General features: G+C 73.1%; 4 protein-coding genes. 2 read left to right on the top strand and 2 right to left on the bottom strand.

Annotation, left to right across the window (positions count from 1 at the left end; translation table 11 throughout):
- Window positions 1-42 precede the first annotated feature (42 nt).
- Both ABD817_RS23480 and ABD817_RS23475 read left to right on the top strand, forming a co-directional pair.
- Window positions 43-1,272, top strand: coding sequence for an isochorismate synthase (locus tag ABD817_RS23480; protein ID WP_344920249.1), 1,230 nt, complete (start codon window positions 43-45; stop codon window positions 1,270-1,272).
- A 383-nt stretch (window positions 1,273-1,655) separates the two neighbouring features.
- Window positions 1,656-2,210, top strand: a complete 555-nt coding sequence (locus ABD817_RS23475) for a GNAT family N-acetyltransferase (RefSeq protein ID WP_344920248.1) — start codon at window positions 1,656-1,658, stop codon at window positions 2,208-2,210.
- 103 nt (window positions 2,211-2,313) lie between these two features.
- Here the strand turns inward: ABD817_RS23475 and ABD817_RS23470 are convergent, their stop codons facing one another.
- Window positions 2,314-4,359 carry a hypothetical protein gene (locus ABD817_RS23470; RefSeq protein ID WP_344920247.1) on the bottom strand — a complete coding sequence of 682 codons (2,046 nt, stop codon included), beginning with the start codon at window positions 4,357-4,359 and terminating at the stop codon, window positions 2,314-2,316.
- A gap of 125 nt (window positions 4,360-4,484) precedes the next feature.
- A complete protein-coding gene (locus tag ABD817_RS23465) occupies window positions 4,485-18,566 on the bottom strand; it encodes a hemopexin repeat-containing protein (protein ID WP_344920246.1) in 14,082 nt (4,693 codons plus the stop codon).
- Between the last annotated feature and the right edge of the window lie 460 nt (window positions 18,567-19,026).

Below are 19,026 nucleotides of genomic sequence, written 5' to 3'. Positions count from 1 at the left end.
CCACCGTCGAACACGTTCAGTTTCCCGCATAGAGTGGCGGGGGTGAGTGTAGCGCTCGGATCAACCCGTCCTCTCGTGGTGACGACCACCCCCGTCGACGACCCCGGGGACCTGTTCGCACGACTGCCGGAGACCGCCCCCTACGCCTGGGTCAGGCACGGGGAGGGTCTCGTCGCCTGGGGTGAGGCCGTCCGCCTGGCCGTGCCGCCCGGCCCCCGGCGTTTCGACTGGGCCCGCGACCGGCTGTCGGACCTCTTCGGCGAGGCGCACGTCGACGACGACGTGACGGCGCCCGGCTCGGGTCCCGTCGCCTTCGGCTCGTTCACCTTCGACCCGGAGGCGCGCGGCTCGGTCCTCGTCGTCCCCCAGACCATCCTCGCCCGCCGCGACGGCCGCGCCTGGCTGACCACCGTCGGCGAGCGGCGGCTCGACACGGTCCCCCCGCTCCGCGCCCCGGGCAGGATCCGCTACGGCGACGGCAGCCTCACCGCGCCCGAGTGGGAGCACGCCGTGGCCAGGGCCGTCCGGCGGATCAGGTCGGGCCGGCTGGAGAAGACCGTGCTGGCCCGCGACCTGACCGCCGTCGCGGAGCGGCCGATCGACGTCCGGCTGCTGCTCACCCGCCTGGCCGGCCGCTACCCGGAGTGCTACACCTTCTCCTGCGCGGGGCTGGTCGGTGCCACGCCCGAGCTGCTGGTCCGGCGCACCGGGGAGACCATCGAGTCCCTGGTGCTGGCCGGCACGACCCCGAGGGGCGCCGACCAGGCCGACGACGTGGCGCGCGGCACGGCCCTGTTCACCTCGGAGAAGAACCGCCACGAGCACGCCTGCGCGGTCGCCTCGGTGCGCGAGGCGCTCGACCCGCTCTGCGCCGAGCTGAAGATCCCCGAGGAGCCCGAGCTCCTGGTGCTCTCCAACGTCCAGCACCTGGCCAGCCCGGTGAGCGGGCGGCTGTCGGACGGGGCCTCGGTCCTGGACGTGGTGGCGGCCATGCACCCGACCGCCGCCGTCGGCGGCACCCCGACCGAGGCGGCGCTCGACGTCATCCGCGAGCTGGAGGGCATGGACCGCGCCGGGTACGCCGGGCCGGTGGGCTGGATCGACGCGCGGGGTGACGGAGAGTGGGGCATCGCGCTGCGCTGCGCCCAGATCGAGGGTTCCACGGCCCGGCTGTTCGCCGGCTGCGGCATCATGGGCGACTCCGATCCCGCCTCCGAGCTCGCCGAGGCCGAGGCCAAGCTCCGCGTGATGCGGTACGCCCTGGAGGGCTGACACCGGTCACTCCTCGCGGGCGTTCCCGCACCGGAAGGGCCGGTCACCCCTCCCGGCCGGTTCCCCTCGCCGGACCTGGTGATCGTCGTGGTGGTGGACACGACGATCGTGCGGGTCCTGCTGCCGGTCAGGGGGCCCGGTGGGCGCCACCCCCCGCCGGCTCGCCCCTGATCCGCCTCTGGGAGAGGTCGGGTGGTCACGGCGGGTGACCCTCCGGGTGTCACGGCCGGGCGATTCCCGCCCGGTCTGGTCGCCGCCCCGCGAATAGGCGTACCCTCACAAGTGCAATACATCGGACATTTCCGGCAAGAAAACGATATTTTCTCCAGCTCGGCGTCCTCTCGTCGCCGTACGGCCGGTCAACTCGTCAGGGAGAGGGAAACATGGCGCTACTGACCACCGCCCGCCTCACGGTACGTGACTGGAGTCCCGACGACGCCGCTGAGGCCCTTGACATCTACGGCGTCCCAGAGGTCACCCGGTGGCTGTCCCCGGCGATGACGCAACTCGACGGCGAGCAGGCGATGCGGGCCACGCTGGAATCGTGGGTCCACAGCCGCGGCACCCTGACACCCCCGCTGGGCCGGTGGGCGATCGTCCGCAACTCCGACCAGCGGATCGTCGGCGGCCTCTCCCTGCGGTACCTGCCGCCCGACGAGGAGGACATCGAGATCGGCTGGCAGCTCTCCCCCGACGCCTGGGGAAAGGGCTACGCCACCGAGGCCGGCCGGGCCCTCGCCGCGTGGGCGTTCTCCATCGGCGCCCACGAGCTCGTCGCGGTCGTCCGGGTGAACAACGACCGCGGCGCGGGAACGGCCAAACGGATCGGCATGCAGTGGGTCGGGGAGACGGACAAGTACTACGAGACGCGCCTCAACGTCTACCGTCTCTGGCCCAGCGACCTCACCCCCGCCGACAAGGACCCGCTCCGGCCCTGACGGGAGGCCGGCCCGCACGTCCGTCCCGGCTCCGGGAGCCGGGACGACGGCGGGCCCGCACCACCGGCCGCTTCCGGCCGTGACGGACGGGTGGCGACGAGGTCTAGGGGAACCCCTCGCCGGTGTCGCCGCTGTCTCCGGTCTCCCCGGTGTTCTCGTTGCCCCCGGGTGGGGTGCCGCCGGTCGTGACGATGTCGTCGATCGTGGTCGTGGTGGTCCCGTCGATCGTGCCGTCGGCCGTCGTGATGTCGTCGATCTCGATCTCGGTCTCGGTCTCGGTGAAGCCGCATGCCTCCTTGAGCGTCTGCCGCGCCGTGAGGGAGCGCCTGTTGTCGACGCGCGCCGCGTAACCGTCGAGGCTGAACGGGTTCTCCTGGCTGAACGGGTGGTGGACGGCCACGGAGGCGACCCGGTCGTAGAGCGGCTGGAGTTCACCCCGGAAGTAGGCGTCGGCCAGCTCCTGCTCGGTCACCCCCGCGTACTCCATGAGCGCGGTGATCGCCATGTGCTGCGGGCCGTACTGGTCCTTGTCCCGGACGAGTTCCCCGCCCTCCAGGAGCAGCTGGGTGAAGTGCTCGGTGAGGCCCTCGTTGAACCAGAAGCCGAAGACGTCCAGCACCGCCGGGTGGGAGAGCTTGTGGACCGTCTCGTGGTATTCGGTACCGCTGCCGGTGCAATCCTCCCGGACGTAGATCTCCTCCTTGACCTGGAGTCCGTTCGTGGTCTCCGACTGGGCGAACCTGTCGTTCGTGCGCGCGTCGTCGATCTCCTTCTGGTCGTTCGGCATCCTGTCGAGCACGAGGACCGCGCCCAGCTGGTCCTGGGTGACGTAATGGATGTGCTCGTCGCGGAGCCAGTCGGGCCGCTCGGGCAGTGTCACGTAGCGCGCGAACTCGGTGCTGCCGGCGAAAAGATCCATGATCTGTTTCGCGTTCAGCCTCGGCGCCCGCCCCTTCCCGGACTCCGGCACGATCTGCTGCAGCGCCTCGGTGACCTGCGGCGGCACCTCGATGGCCTGAAACGGGTCCTCCTCGGGCGCGTCCACTCCCTCGGACACGTCCACTCCCTCGGGCGCGTCCGGTTGCTCCTCGGACTCGTCCGTCTGCTGCGACTCGAACAGGGCGCCGACGATCAGGTCGGGGACGATCACCAACTCCTGGCCTCCCACCTCGATGATCAAGCTGAACGGGGAGAGCTGCGTGGCTTCCACCCTCCGGTTCACGAGCCCGATCTTCCGGTAGGTCCCCCGCGGGACGGTGACGAGCTTCGCACTCCTGACCCGGCCCTGGTCCACCGCGCTCTTGGGGACCGCGGACAGTGGAGTGGAGAGCTCCACCTCCGTCAACTCCTGAAGCGGTTCGAAGACCTTCGTCCAGAACGTCCTGAGCCCCTCGTCGGACGCGGCTTCGGCGTCGTCTATCACCTGCAGCGTTCTCTGGTACGTCCGCTCGACGAAGGCGTCCCGGCCGATGAAGTACTCTCCGCCGTCTATGTAGACGCAGGCGACCATCGGCATGCCCTTCGCGTCGCGAACGGGCACCGGCCGGCCGATCGTGTACAGGAATTGGTTGATATATCTGAACGGCTCCCCCTGGACGTCACCGATGTCGCCGTCCTGCCTCTTCTCGTAGACGGGTGTGCTGGCCTGGTCCAAGACTTTGAACTTCGGGTGCGGCACCAGCCCGACCTTCGACGCGGGAACACCGGGAGGCGATCCGAGATCGAAGTCGAAGTTCATGGAGAAACCGGGGTCCGTCAGGAACCCCCGCTTGCTCAGGGTCAGCTCATCGGTTTCCTCGGTGTCCTGCCGCTCTTCGGACACGGTCCGCTCCGGCCGGATTCCCTGCGGAGACCCCCGGAGATCCCCCCGGCTCAGCGCGTCCAGGTCGTCCAGGATCCTCTGCATCTCCGAGTCGGTCGACTCGACCGCCGTCTCGTCGTCGATGGTGGTCGTGCCCGACAGCGCGCTCAGGTCGCGCATCATCTTGTCCCAGTCGACCTCTCCGCTCTCGTCGCCGGTCTTCTCCGGGGGCGGGGCGGATTCCTCCTCCGAGGACGAATCCTTGCCGGAGGAGTCCACGTCAAGGTCGGTGACGCCGACGGCCTTCTTTCCTCGTAACGATCTTCTGTTATTGCTTCTGCTGCTCATCGTGCCTCCTCCTGTGTGGCCGACCTCGTCGTGCTCCCGGCGTCCGGGCGGAAGGTGGTGGCCCTCCGCCCGGAGCCCCGGCGCGGGGCGGGGCGGGGCGGTCGTCGGACTGGTCGCCGGGCCGGTCAGCGGACGGCGGCCTGGTACATCAGCACCAGGGTGACGTTCTTCAGGGCGCTCCGGTCGCCCTCGACGGTGAAGGCCCAATCGGACGGGCCGCCGCCGTTGAGACTCAGGCCCGGGGTGTTCAGCGGAACGCCGTCGGCGAGCGGGAGCCGCCGCCCGGTCTCCAGCACCAGCCGCGCCGTGCCTGTCGGGGTCGCGGCGGCGTACTCGTACTTCGGGTACAGGCCGGTGATCCTGCGGCTGCTCATCCCGGGGAACAGCTCGGGGGAGAGCGGCAGCACCAGGCGGTCGCCGCCGTCGAGGAACGCCGCCCACTCCTTCGGGAAGTCGCGGGCCACGTCGACCAGGTGGGCCGCCGGGTAGGGGCGCAGCATGCCCTTGACCGACTCGGTGAACACGTCGCCGCCGTGCTCGGCGGTGTAGCGCACGGTGAGCACCACGTCGGTCAGGGCGCCGGCCCCGGCGAGGCCCCGCAGGCCGCCGCCGAGTTCCAGCCGCCAGGTGGACACCGCGCCGGTGCCCTCGAACGGCAGGTAACGCTCGTCGTCGTAGCGCAGCTCGAACAGGCCGTTGTTCTCCTGCGGGTACTCGGCCTGGGACAGCGCGACCCGCTGGCCGGGACGCCAGTCGCCGCGCAGGGTGACGGGGGCGTCGCCCTGCGGGTCGAGCAGGTACTTGACCGCCTTCGGGTCGGCCTCCAGCACGGTCTTGCTGTTCAGCTGGGTCAGCGTCGCGTTCAGCCCGAGCTGCTCGCCCGCGGCGTCGGCGAAGGTGACCGACACGGTGCGGATCTGGCGCAGGAAGTGACCGGGGAAGTCCCGGCCGAACAGGTCCTCGCCCAGGGCGAACTCGCACCGGCCGCCGGAGCGCAGCCGCAGCAGCGCCACCGGGTCCAGCTCCAGCAGGGACACCTTCTTGGTGATCTCCATGCCGCGGGCGTTGCCGGTGGCGTAGGCCTGGCCGAGCCGTTCCAGGTCCATGCCGAGGCTCTCGGCCGCCTGCAGGCCGCTGCGCCGGCTCTCCCAGTACGCCGGCCGGATCAGCTCGGGCTCGCCGTCGCGGACGCCGCGCTCGAACCGGTACGCCGCCTCGGCCGCCCGCGCCGCCTCGTAGGCCATCTCGTAGGCCTGGAAGCACAGGCCGGACAGCCGCGCCGACAACCACCCGTACAGCTCGGCGCCGGTGAACTTGTCCCGCATGAACGCCGCCGTCGACGCGTTGTGCGCGATCTCCTGCTCCAGGATCCCCAGCTCCTGCCGGGCGGCCTCCAGCCGGTGCCCCGCGGCGGTGATCTGGTACCCGATCTGGAGCACGTCGCTGTCGGCGATGGCCAGCTGCAGCCTCCAGTCCTCGACGGACCGCTCGTGCTGGGCGCGCACGCCCAGCGCCTCGCCGGTCATGCTGAGGCCCTCGGCGGCGGACTCCGACACCTCGCCGGCCTTGTCCAGGCCCCGGCCGACCTGCTCGCCGCCCCACTCGGTGCCCAGGATGAACGGGCCGACCTTGACCTGCGGCGCCGGGTAGGCGAACGCCGCGCCGGTCTTGAGGAGGGCGGCGACGACGTGCAGGGACGCGCCGATGGACATCATGGCGAGCTGGCCGTGCTCCAGCGACGACAACCCGTTGTCGATGAGGTCGCCGTAGTGGTCGGAGCGCCCCTTCGCCGAGGACAGGCTCTCCTGCAGCTCGGCCAGGTCCTCCTCGGCGATCCGCACCTGCGCCCGCCGGACGGCGAGCGTCAGGCCGAGGACCGTCCCCTCCTGCCTGACCTGGAGCAGGCTCAGCTCCTCGGCGTCGCGCCGCTCCAGCACGCCCAGCAGGTCGGCGCCGAACTGACGGACCCGGTCGGCCAGCTCCTGGGCGCGGCGCAGGGCCACCGGGAACCGCTGCGGCGGGACCGGCACGGCCGTCGCGGCGGCGGCGGCCTCGCCGAGCGGGGTGCCCGCGGCGGCGGCGCGCACCAGCAGCATCGGGTCCAGCGGCGGCTCGAACAGCGGCAACGGCTGGCTGACGCCCAGGATGTTCAGCGACTCGCGGATCTTGCGCAGCCGGTCGACGACCCGCTGCCAGTACTCGGCGAACACGCTGTTGTCCGGGATGTGGAAGTAGGAGGCGGCCACGCCCGCGTGCGCCTGGCCCGCCCGCTCCAGCAGGGAGCCGCCGCCGGTCAGGTAGCCGAGCAGGTCGAGGTCGCCCGGCTCCTTCTCCAGCTCCTCCTCCAGCTCGGTGAAGGTCCGCGTCTCCGGCGGCAGCGCGGTGCCCAGCCGCTCCGGGGCCTCGCCGAGCAGGTCGAAGGCGAGGATGTACAGCATCCGCGCCTCGTCGACGCTCTCCGGCGTGTACTGCCGGAACAGCATGTCGCCCCAGTCGAGCAGGTTGTCGACGTAGCCCATCACCACGGCGCGGCGATAGGCGACCGGGCGCAGCCGGGCGATGGCGTGCGGGTCGAAGGGGTCCTCCCGGTAGGCCCGCAGCAGGTCGGCCCGGCCGCCCAGGGCGCGGAGCTGCTTCTCCAGGTCGGCGAGGACGGCGGTGCGCTCCCCCAGCGCGGCCACGGCGGCGGCCTGCCCGGAGGTCAGCCCCGCGGTGCCCGCCAGCGTGGTGACGGCGTCGGCGACGGCCCGGTGGGTGTCCTCGTCGGTGACGGCGAGCACGTCGCTCTCGCGGGGCCGGCCGTCGCCGGTGTCGGCGGCGGCCAGCCGGCGCAGCGCGGCCAGTACGCCCGCCAGCCCGGCCTCCTCGACCGTCGTGACGGTGACGCCGAGCTCGCGCAGCACCTCCAGGTCGCGCGCGCAGCCGTCGGCGAGCGCCCGCAGGTCGGCGCCGAGGAACGGCAGGAACCGCCAGTGCCCGTGCGGGTTCGTCGGGTCGAAGACGTACTCGTACCACCGCTTGGCGTCCTCGAAGCGCTGCGCCTCGTTGAGCGCCTGCGCGATGAGCAGCGGCGCGTGGAAGAAGATCTCCCAGTAGTAGACGCCGTTGGCGCTCTGGAAGTCCAGGTGCGCGCCGGTCGGCAGCCGCCCCTCGTCCACCCTGTCCTCCCGGACCCGGACCGCCGTGGCGGCCTCGGAGTCGACGGTGACCGTCACCTCGTCGGTCTCCTGGGTGGCGGTGTCCAGCAGCGCGGCCACCCCGCCCGACAGCAGCCGCTGGTTGAGCACGGCGGCGGTGCCGGTGGTCAGCCGGATGATCTCGAAGGGCAGGGAGACGCGCTCGTACGGGCGGGGCACGGCCGCGACCCTGGGGCGGCGCGCGTAGAAGCCGCCGGCGAACAGGAACAGGCCCTCGTCGGAGTCCATCGCGGCGTCGAACGGGGTGGGCGACTCGCGGGGCAGCCCGCCCCAGGCCCCGGCGACCGGCAGGTACTCCCCGGCCGCGCCGGGCCCGCCGCCGGTCGCGCCGCGGGCGTAGGTCGCGCCGGAGAACAGGTAGACCGTGTCGCCTCGGGTGAAGGCGGTGTCGATCTCCTTGGCCAGCGGCTTGGGGTAGCCCTCGTCGACGAGGCGGCCCGGCAGGCCGTCGCCGGCCAGGGTGTAGCGGACGTACTCGGTGCCGCTGGTCAGGTACAGCTTGCCGTCGCCGGTGTAGGCCGCGCCGACCTTGCCGGTCGAGGCCAGCGCGGTGGTCGCGCCGATCCTGTGCTGGGTGGTGGTCCCGTTGGAAGTGATCTTCCGGTAGAAGCCGCTGCCGGTGCCGCCGACGGTGCCGTTGTCGCCGTTGTCGAAGAAGTAGGTGACGTCGTCGCGCCACGCCGCGGCGTTGACCCGGGTCTGCGGCAGGCCCGTCCGGTTGCCGGCGAGGGGAAGCGGATACCTGTTCTGCCCCTGCGGCTCGTCGAGGACGAACCGGCGCCGCCGCTGCCCGCCGCTCCCGTGCCCCCTCCCGTTCCCGTCCGGGTCGGTCCTCCAGACGAAGCGGGCGTAGGAGTTCCCGGCGAGGGCGAAGGCGAAGCGGTCGTTGACCAGCACCGCGTCCAGCGGACTGAGGTTGCCCGGCATGTCCTCGAAGACCCGCAGGTCCTCCAGCCGGTGGTCGGCCGGGGCCTCCGGAGGGTTCCTGGCCGCCCCGGCGGCGATGTCCTCGGACGTCATGTAGCGCCCCAGACCGTAGGAGAGGAAGTACTCGACGCCGTCGGGGGCGGTGAACGCGACGTCCACCTTCGTCCACGGCGGGAGGTTCTCGCCGCCGGTCCTGATGTTCTTCGGATAGCCCTCGTCGATGACCTGGAACGGGACGCCGGTGAAGCGGACGTAGCGCTGGCCGAAGAAGACGAAGGTGTGCTGACCACGGGTGAGCACCGTGTCGACCTTGTCGGCCCTGGGCAGGACCGTGGGGACCAGGCCCCACCGGGAGGCGGTGGACAGCCGCCCGCTCAGCGCTCCCGCGGGCGTCCCCGCCGGGGCCCCGTCCGGGACCTTGCCCGGCACCGACTCCGCGTACTGCCCGGCGGTGCCGTCGAAGAAGTAGCGGGCGCCGCCGGGCAGCTCGACCGCGGCGTCCACCCGCTCCCACGCCGGCAGCCCGTCGCCGTTGCCGGCCAGCGGCAGCAGGGTGGCCGAGTCGTCCGGGCCCACGTCGGCCGGGCGGCACAGGAAGCTGCCGCCCTTGACGTCCACGCTGAACCAGGAACCGGACTCGGCCGCGACCGGGGTGTCGAACCGGACGACGTCGGCCGGGTTCACCGGGTCGACGAAGATCTTGGCGACCCGCTCGGCCGCCGCGGCGAGGGCCTGGGCGACCTTGTCGTCGGTCTCGCCGGCGACCCACATCCCGGCCAGCACCTCCAGGACTGAGCCGTGGAAGATCCCGAAGGGCAGGTCGGAGAAGCCCGGGATGTCGGCCAGGGCCCGCTCGGTCAGGTCCTCGGCGACGAGCTCGGGGCTGAGCGAGAACATCAGGCCGAGGCGCCGCACGGTCGGGCCCTGCGGCTTGCCGTCCTTGTCCGGCGGGTTCGGCGTGGTCACCGTGTGGGCGCAGGCGACCACGACGGAGGTGCGATCCTCGCCTGCGGCCACCGGCTGGATGAACAGGGTGACGCCGTCGATCGTGCCTCTGCGCGGGGCGCCCACGCCGAGCGTCTGCGCCGTCACCCACTCCTTGTTCAGGTTCTGGAACGAGTAGAGGATCTTGATCTGCCGGGTCGGCGGCCTGCCGTTGACCTGCTGCCCGCCACCCTTGGGCTCGGCCACCACGGTGGTCGTCGCCCCGTCGTCGGCGACCGGTTCCACGACCGCCCAGAAGACGAACATCCGGCCGAACGCGTGCACCGGGTGCACCTCGTCGGCGTCGATCTGCAGGCCGACCTTCTGCCACGGCTCCCAGGACGCCGACAGCCGGTCCCGGCTGGTGAACTCCGCCCGGCGGTGGTAGTAGCGCCGCGGGTCGGTCTTGGTGCGCCCGAACAGCGCCAGCCGGTACGGGCCGTCGGCCGCCCGGTCCTTGGTGTAGACGTACCCGCCGGCGATGGTGAGCCGGGAGACCTCGGTGTACTCGTCGAGGTAGCGCTTGTATGCCTGCTCCACCGCCACGGGGGTGATCTCGTTCTGCAGCAGGTCGCCCTCCAGCGCGAGGAAGGCGGGGGTACGGTCGGCGCGCAGCTCCGGCCGGATGTAGTTCTCCGGGTAGAGGAAGACCTTGCGGTTGGCCTCCCACAGCCGGTAGCCGCGCATCCACCGCCACCACTCGCGGATCCGGCGGCGGGCGTCCTCGGCGGACTCGACGACGCCCCCGGACCCGCCGGACCCGTTCAGGGCGACCACGCCGGACCCGGTCGACGCGGCCCCGTTGGGCGCGGAGGACTCCAGGTTGAGCAGGTAGCGGTGCACGTAGAGCTGGACGGCGGCGATGGCCTCCCTGACCCGGGAGGTGTTGCCCCGGGCGCCCATCTCGACGTCGATCAGGAACCGGTCGAACAGGTCCCTGGGGGTGCGCAGCCCGTCGCCGGGGCTTCGGGCGAGCACGGCCGCGACCAGCGCGTCGCGCCGCAGCACGTTGAGCTCGTCGTGCAGGGTGCGCCGCAGCGCGGGCCGGACGGCCGGGTCGTCGCGGCGGATCAGCAGCTCCTGCAGCGCCTCGGCGGCGGCGTCCAGCGCGGTGCCGTCGCCGTCGCCGTCGCCGTGCAGCCGGGACCACACGTCGGCGTGCAGCGCGGACGGCACGGTGCCCAGCCGGGCGGCGAACGCGAACAGGCCGGCGATCCGGATCAGGAACTCCAGCTCGAACAGCGACTCGTCGGCCGCGCCGGCGGTCAGCAGGCCGACCCGCCGCCGGCACCACCGGATCTCGTCCGCGTCCCAGCCGAACAGATCGGCCAGGTAGCGGTACGGGTCCTCGACGGCGGCCTCGCCGGGCAGCAGGAAGGCCGCCAGGTCACCGGAGTGGGCGCGGGCCAGCTCGGCGAACCGGGCGATCGTCCGCACGTCGCTCAGCCGGAAGTCGGCCGTGCCGGACCAGCGGTGCGGGAACGGCTGGGGATAGGTCCGGTCGGGGGTGTCGTAGCGGTCGCCGGAGTAGCGGACGTGCTCGGTGCCCCGGCACAGGTAGGCGCGGCCCTCGAAGGAGAACGCGGCGTCGGGCCCGGCGTCGAACGCCTCGGGCAGGTTGCCCCAGTCGCCGGCCACCGGCCTCGGGTAGCCGTCCTCGACGGTTTTGAGGCGGGTCATCCGGTAGCGGGCGTACTGGCCGCCGCAGAACACGTACAGGTCGCCGTCGCGGGAGGTGAACGCCGCCTCCACGGTCGCCCCAGGGCGGCGGAAGGCGTTGTCCACCACGCCCCAGGCACCGGCGACCGGCGCCTCGGCCGCCTGGCCGCCGGCGATCCGCAGGTACCGGGACCCGGCGAACAGGTACACGGCCCCGTCGGCGTCCTGGAACGCCGCGTCGATCGCGTCGCGGAAAGCCTCGGGCAGCTCGGCGATGCCCAGCTCGGCGGGCAGCGCCTCGGCGACGACCCGGGGGTAGCCCTCGTCGGCCTGGTCGTAGCCTCCGGCGTCGGAGTAGCGGACGTACTGGTCGCCGGAGAACAGCAGGGTGCGCGGGCCGCCCTCCTCGCCGGCCGTCCCGCCCCCCGTCCCGGCGATCACCAGGGCGGCGTCGACCCGCCGCCGCTCGGCGACGGTGTTGCGGACCCGGGCCAGCGCCGCCTGGTCGAACCGCGCGGTCAGGCCGCGCGACAGCACGTGCCAGACGCCGCCGGACAGGATCCGCACGGTGCGCCCGCCGCCGGTCACGGCGTCGACCATGGCCCGCCCGTCGGCCTCCAGCCGGTCGGCCAGGTCCTCGTCGAACGACACCGGCAGGCCGGTGAACGCCTCCTCGGCGCGCAGGTTGCCGACGATCGGCCGGGGGTAGCCGGGGTCGGCGTGCCGGTAGGAGGTGCCGGTGTAGCGGACGTACTGGTCACCGGAGAACAGGTAGGTCACCCGGCTCCCGTCGGCGGAGGTGTCGGCGAACGCGGCGTCGACCACGTCGTCGCCGGTGCCCAGGAAGTTGTTGCGGGTCCGGCCCCAGGCCTCCCGGATCGGCCGCCGCTCCGCCGGGGTGCCGTCGTGGCGGGCGAACTCGCCGGGGAAGAAGAAGTACGTGGCGCCGTCGCGGCCGACGAACGCGCTGGTGAGGCCGTCGGCCTTGGCCAGCCCGCGCCAGGCGCGCTCCAGCGGGCGCGGCTGTGACCACGCCCCGGCCACCGGCCCGCCGGTCGTCGTGCCCGCCGGTCCCGCCGGGTCCCGGCGCACGTACCGGCCGTCGAACAGCAGCAGCGTGCTCTCGCCGACGGACAGCACGGCGTCCGGCACGGTGAACCCGGCGGGCAGGTACTCCTCGGGCACTCCCCAGAACCCGGCGGCGGCGACGCGCGGCACCCCGCCCTCCGGTGCCCGGGTGTAGTCGCGGCCGGTGTAGGTGACGTAGCGCATCGTGCCGTCGGCCCTGGGCGGCTCGAACAGGTACGTGGTGCCGTCCTGCACGTAGGCGAGCGTCACCCGGGTCAGACCGCCCCAGTGTTCCGCGATCGGCAGCGGCGCGCCCTCGACGTCGGCGTCCATCGTGGCGGCGCCGGCGTACACCACGAACTGGTCGCCGCTGAACAGGTACGTCTTCCCGTCGGTGCCGACGAACGCGGCGTCCACCGCGTTGTCGTGGTAGACGTTGTTGCGCGGCCGGCCCCACTCCTCGGCCAGCGGGTAGGCCCGCCCCAGCCGGGCGTCGAAGCAGGACGCGCCCTTGAACAGGTAGGTGTTGCCGTCGGCGCCGTGCAGCACGGCGTCCAGGTCGGCGCGGAAGTCCGGCGGCACCGCGCGGGGGAACCGCGGCCGGGCCCGCCGCGGCTCGACGGCCTCCCGCTCCGGCTGGCCGTGCAGGTACCAGCCGCCGGCCCGCTCGGCCAGCAGCGCGCCGTCCTGGTCGAACGCGCAGCGGACCGGCTCGGTGAGGGCGTTCCCGTAGCGGCGGTAGGCGGTCCGGGAGACCGCGTGGCAGCGCCCGCCGCCGAACAGGTACACGGTGCCCCGGTCGGCGAACGCGGCGTCCAGCGCGGCCGGCGCCTCCTTCAGGTTGCCCAGCCGGGGCTCGCGCGACAGCGCGGACAGGACCTGCGGGTAGCCGAGGTCGGGCGTGGACAGGTCGGTGCCGGTGTAGCGGACGTACTGGTTGCCGGAGAACAGGTAGGTGCGGGTGCGCTCGACGCCGTCCGCGCCGGTGTCGGCCGCCACGAGGGTCGCGTCGATCCGTCCGGTGCGGGCGATGGCGCTGACGACGTTCCCCCAGAAGCGGGTGATCGTCGCCGGGTAGCGGTCGTCGATCCGGGTGTGGTTGCCGGTCGAGCAGCGGACGTACCGGGTGCCGGAGAACAGGTAGGTCCGGCCGTCCTTGCCGAGCAGGGCCGCGTCGACCCGGTCGAACGGCAGGTCGTCCCACTGCCGGCGCAGCGGCTGCGGCTCCGACCACCAGCGGCGCTTGTTGTCGAAGGTGGCGTACTTGTCGCCGCAGAAGAGGTACACCAGGCCGTCGCGGCCGGTGAACGCGGCGTCCACCTTGGCGAACGGGGCGTCGGCCAGCCCGTCCGGCAGGTTCCACCGGCCGGCGGCGAGCGCCTGCGGGTGGGCGGCGTCGGGGGCGGTGTAGTCACTGGCCGAGTAGCGGACGTGGAAGGAGGCCTCGGACTCCTCGGCGCTGTGGACCTCGATCCGTTCCCCGAAGGCCCGCTTCCCGGTGATCGGGTTCACCGCGGCCGGGTCCACGGCGCGACGCAGCACCAGCCGGATCCCGTGGTCGGCGGTGACCCGCCACTCGGGACCGGCCCCGGACACGGGCGCGTCCTCGGCGGCGACGACGCCGTGCTCCAGCAGCAGCCTGCGCACCGGGTGCGGCAGGCGGCCGGCGTCCAGGTCGCCGGCGTGCTCCACCGGGAGGCAGGTGATCAGCCCGGCCGTGCCGAACAGGTGGGTGGCGCCGCCCAGGGTGAACGCGGCGTCCACCCGCAGCAGCCCGCCCCAGTCGTCGGCGACCCGCCGCGGGTAGCCGGGATCCACCGTCGAGTAGTCGGCGCCGGAGTAGCGCAGGTAGCGGTCCCCGGAGAACAGGTAGGTGCGGCCGTCCAGTCCGACGAGGGCCGCGTCGACCCTGCCGCCGGGCAGGGCCGTGCCGACGCTCCCCCAGCGCTGCGCGGTGGTCGCGATCTCCGGCCCGCCCTGGCGCAGCGCGACGGTCCTGCCGTTCCTGAACAGGTGCAGCACCCCGGCCGGGTCGCGGAACGCGGCCTCCACCCCGCCGGCGAACTCGGCGGGGACGCCCGGCAGGAACGCCTCGATCAGCTGCGGGAAGCCCGCGTCCACCCGCAGCTCGCCGCTCTCGACGTCGCCGGAGTAGCGGAACACCTGGTCGCCGGAGAACACCAGGTGGGCGGCCCCATCGGCGCAGGCGGCGTCGATCCGGCCGGTCTCGGCGAACGCGTTGCGGATCCGCCCCCAGGCGTCGGCGACCGGCCGCTCGGCGGCGGTGCCGTCCACGGCCAGGAACCGGTCGCCGGAGAACAGGTAGGTGGTGCCGTCGGTGCCGCGGAAGGCCGCGTCCAGCGAGCGGCGGAACCGGTCGGGCAGCTCGGCGCCGCGCTGCCCGTCCTCCCACCACTCGCCGATCCGGCGGGGGTGGCCGGGGTCGACGTGGTCGCGCCCGGCCCCGGAGTAGCGGACGTACTGGTCGCCGCAGAACAGGTAGACCCGGCCCTCCTCGTCGGTGAACGCCGCGTCGATCGCCGCGGGGGCGTCGAAGGCGTTCTCGACCACGCCCCACTCCTGCTGGTTCGGGGCCCACCGGGCGCCGCCGCGCTGCCGGGTGAAGGTACGGGTGACGCCGCCGGTGTCCCGGCCGATGACCCAGTCGGTGCCGCTGACGTCGCTGAACGCGGCGTCGACGCCGGTGAGATCGGCGAACCGGCCGGACAGCTCGGTCAGCGGCACCGGTTCGGCACCGGCGCGGGCGTAGCCGGGGCCGTACACCCAGCACTCCCGGTCCCGGAACAGGTAGACGTTGCCGTCGGAGCTCTCCAGCAGGGCGTCGATCCGGTCGACGCCGCGGGGCGCGGCCAGCGGCTCGGGGAACTTCCCGGCCAGGTCCTGGTCGCGGAAGGCGAGGACGATCTGGTTCGCGTCGAGGCCGAACTTCCCGGCGAGCAGGGCGACGGCGCGGATCCGCCGCAGGGCGGCGCGCGAGTCGGCGGGCAGGCCGGCGCCGCGCCCGGCACCGGCCGGCGCGGGGGCGGCCGACGCGGGGACGGCCGACGCGGGGACGGCCAGCGCGGGGGCGACCAGGAGCTCCACCGCCTCGGCCGGGCCGCCGGTGACCGCCGCGCAGGCCGCGGCGGCGATCGGCGCGCTCACCCCCAGCTCGTCCTGGAGCACGGCGAGCAGCGTGGCGCGCTGCCGGGCGGCCAGCGCCTCCAGCTTGACGGTGATCTCGGCGATCGCCTCGTTCGTCCGCACCGCGACGGCGTGCAGCACGAAGAAGACGTCCTTGGCGAAGTCCTCCAGGCCGGGCAGGACGAAGTCCAGCGCGTTGTACATCTCGGCGAAGTAGCCGAGCCGGTGTTCGGGGACGCCCAGCTCCGGGGTGAGGTGCCCGGCGTTGACCAGCCTGGCCACGAGCTGCTCCTGCTTGCCCGCGTCGAAGCCGAACTCGGCCGACGCCGCCGGGTCGACCCGGTAGGGAAGGTGGTCGGCCAGCGCGGTGGCGACCCGCTGGAAGATCGCGGAGTTCTCGGCCGCGGTGAACCCGGCCAGCTCCAGCCGGTTCGCCGGGTCGGCGAAGAACGCCCGGCTGCCCCGCAGGATGCGGTCGTCGGCCAGGTGGACGCCGTCCAGCAGGTCGACCGCCCGCTGCGCGGCGGCCGGGTCGGTGATGTCCAGGAAGTCCGCCGGGGTGACGGCGAGCAGCGCGGCCCGCGCCTTGGTGAGCAGGCCGCGCAGGGCGCCCAGGACGTGCCTGCGGTACGGGTAGAACTCCAGGGCCAGCGCCGGCTCGCCGAGACCGGGGTCGAGCAGCGCGGCCGGGTCGGCGAAGAAGCCGTCGGCGTCGATGTGGCCGTTGAACCGCAGGCTCTCCACCAGGGCGGTGACCTGCCGCGGCGACAGCGGCAGCGCGGCGAGGACCGCCGGGTCGAAGGCGACGGCACCGCCGGTGAACCGGGTGGCCAGCTCGCGCAGCCGGGTGTGCACGCCGGCCGCGACCCCGCCCAGGTCGGCGTTCACCGCGAACGCGGCGCGGTTCTCCCGGAGGGCGAAGAAGGCGGGCCGCAGCACGGTCCCCTCGTCGTCGAGGTAGCCGTTGAAGATCAGGTTGTCGTACAGCTCGGCGCGCTCCCCCTCGTCCAGGTCCGCCAGCTTCGCCAGGTCGGAGGGGAAGAAGGCGGCCGGCTCCGGCAGCGGCTCGCCGGGGGGCGACACCGGGCACAGGCTGCGTACCAGGTCGAACAGCGCGTCGCGGTGCCCGCCGAAGTCGCGGGCCAGTCGCAGTCCGGTGGGCGTCTCCGGCAGCCGGTCCGCCACCAGGGCGCCGCCCGGCTCCAGGTGACCGGCGAGCACCAGGTTGGTGTAGACCTTGACCGCGAGGCGGTCGCCGAGCCCGATCCCCTCCAGGTCCCCGCCCACCACCATGTCCAGCTCGGTGAGGGCGGCGTAGGCGGCGTTCGCGGCGCGGGCCGGCTCGACGCGCAGCAGCCGGGCGTCCCGGCGGGACACCACGCCGTCCGGGTGGGCGACGGCGATGTCGTGGATCACCGCGGCGGCGCGCGGGCCGAACCGTTGGGAGGCGAACAGCTCGGGAGAGGGCGCGAGCTCCTCGAACCGGTGGCGCAGCTCCGCCAGCAGGGCCGCGTCGGCGTCTAGCACCTCCGGCCCGCCCTGCCCGTCCGAGGCGCCCTGCCCGTTCGAAGCAGCCTGCCCGCCGGTCCCGGTCCCCGCCCGCGCCGCCGCGAGGCCCAGCACGGTGGCCAGCTCCCGGCCGTTCAGGTCGGCCGACAGCATCCACGGCACCACGGCCAGCAGGGTCTGCGCCAGCCACAGGCCGGAGGCGACGTCCCCGCCGGCCAGTACCGCGTGGTAGTCGCCGGTGCTCACCCCGGTGTCGATCAGCAGCGGGAAGGTGGTGTGCCGCCGCAGCGCCGGGTCGCCCTCCAGGGCGTCGAGCACGTCGAGCAGCTCCTCGGCCGAGACGCCGAGCGCCGCGGAGAACCGGTGGATCCGGTGCAGCAGCGACAGCTCGGCCGGGCCGGTCGCGCGGTCGAACGGGGGCGGCGGCGCGGTGTCGTCCGAGGCGGGGCGTTCCCGGAAGCGGGTGACGAGGGCGGCCAGCTCGCCCTCGGTCAGGGACAGCGCCGCGGTGACCCGCCGCCGGTACTCCCCGTTGCGGGTGGCGAGGACATCGCCCGTGCAGGCGAGCACCGGCCGGCCGGCGTAGCCGTGCGGCACCCGCGCCGACCCGAGGATCACCGGGGCGCCCGCCGTGGCGAAGGGCACGTTGAACACCCGGTCGAACAGGTCCCGCGGCGCCTCGCCGTCGCCCGCGCCGAGCGTGTTCAGCGGGGCGACCAGGCTGACGGCGACGTCGATCGGAACGTCCAGGCCGCGGCTCAGGTGGAGCAGCACGGCGAGGTGCCGCAGCGCCGCGGCGTCGATCCGGTTTCCGCAGCAGTCGCGCAGCACCAGGTCGAGGTCGGTGAAGGTGAGCCCGGTGCGGCGGGCCAGCCGGACGAACCGGGAGGCCCGGTCGAACCAGGCCGCGGGGATCTGCTCGCCGCCGCCGGAGGAGTCGGCGGGGTCGGCGGGATCATCGACGCGGACGAGCCGCTCCTCCTCGGTGTCCAGGCCGACCACCGGGCCGCCGTAGTGGACGAAGAACGCGGACGCGGCCGAGCGCTCGGGGCGCGCCCCGCCGGTCGAGGCCGCGCCGAGGCCGCCGTACAGCAGTTCCCGCAGCTCGACGCCGGTGATCGACGCGGCCTGCCGGAACCGGGGGACCGCCTCCAGCACGCGCAGGGTGGTCTCCCCGTTCTTGGGGTCCAGCCCCCAGTGTCCGCGCAGTACGGGACCGTCGCCGAGCGGGGTGGTGAGCACCTCGACGTCGTCCCGGGTGAGCCCCAGGTACTCGCGGGCGACGACGTCGGCGTCGGGGGCGTCGGCGAGGTGGCGGTAGAGCTCGGCGGGCTCGACCTCCAGGTGGTGCAGCAGCCGGCGCAGCCGCGCGTGCCGCAGCGAGAACGGCATGGTGAACGGGTGCCGCAGCGCCCGCAGCACCTGGTCGGCGCCGCCCGTGCGGCCCCGGAGCAGTTCCCGCTCCAGGACCTCGTTGACCACGTCGAGGTAGGGCAGCTCGGTGTAGGTGTTCGCGCCGTCGAGTGGAACGTTCCCAAGAGTGGGTCGGCGGGAGAGGAGGTCGCCGAGCAGGCCGGACGGGGCGTCGTCGCCGAGGAGCTGGAGCAGTTCGGCGAGGTAGGCGGCGGGTGAGTACACGGAGCGGGACTCGTCGCGCTCGCGGAAGTCGAGATCGCCGAACAGCTGCTCGTAGCTCGGGAGGGAGTCGGCCGGCTGCATAGATCCTCCTGGACGGGCCGCGACGAGACCGCGGGCGCGCACAATCCGAATGGGCATGGAAACAGGCAGGAAAGGTGCCTGGTATTTCGGGCAGGACGTATCGGCGCGCCGTCCTTGGTGGGTGCTGCCGACGGTGCCCCGTCACGCGAAAAAACGCAGCCGACCTCAGGTTCCCCTGAGCAAAAGATCATGGATGCGTAACGGACGAATAGTATCAACCTCATAAGAGGTTGGCTATAGCCTCTCAACCGGACGGTCTATTTAAAACGCCCAATAGTAGCGAATCATACTTTTAGGTAAGGCCACTTTTCGGTCAGACTCTTTCAGCCGGACGGACGCCGGAAAGTTCGCCACATCGACAGGACATAAGGGACTTCCGTAACCTGCGTTGCAGGAGTCCTACCATCGCGCCCGAAAACAAGCACACCACACACCTTTCGGACGCCCGGCAGCAGGATCC

The organism is Streptosporangium oxazolinicum (genome assembly GCF_039537505.1).
GTDB lineage: Bacteria > Actinomycetota > Actinomycetes > Streptosporangiales > Streptosporangiaceae > Streptosporangium > Streptosporangium oxazolinicum.
This window is presented reverse-complemented; position numbering and strand designations above follow the sequence as displayed.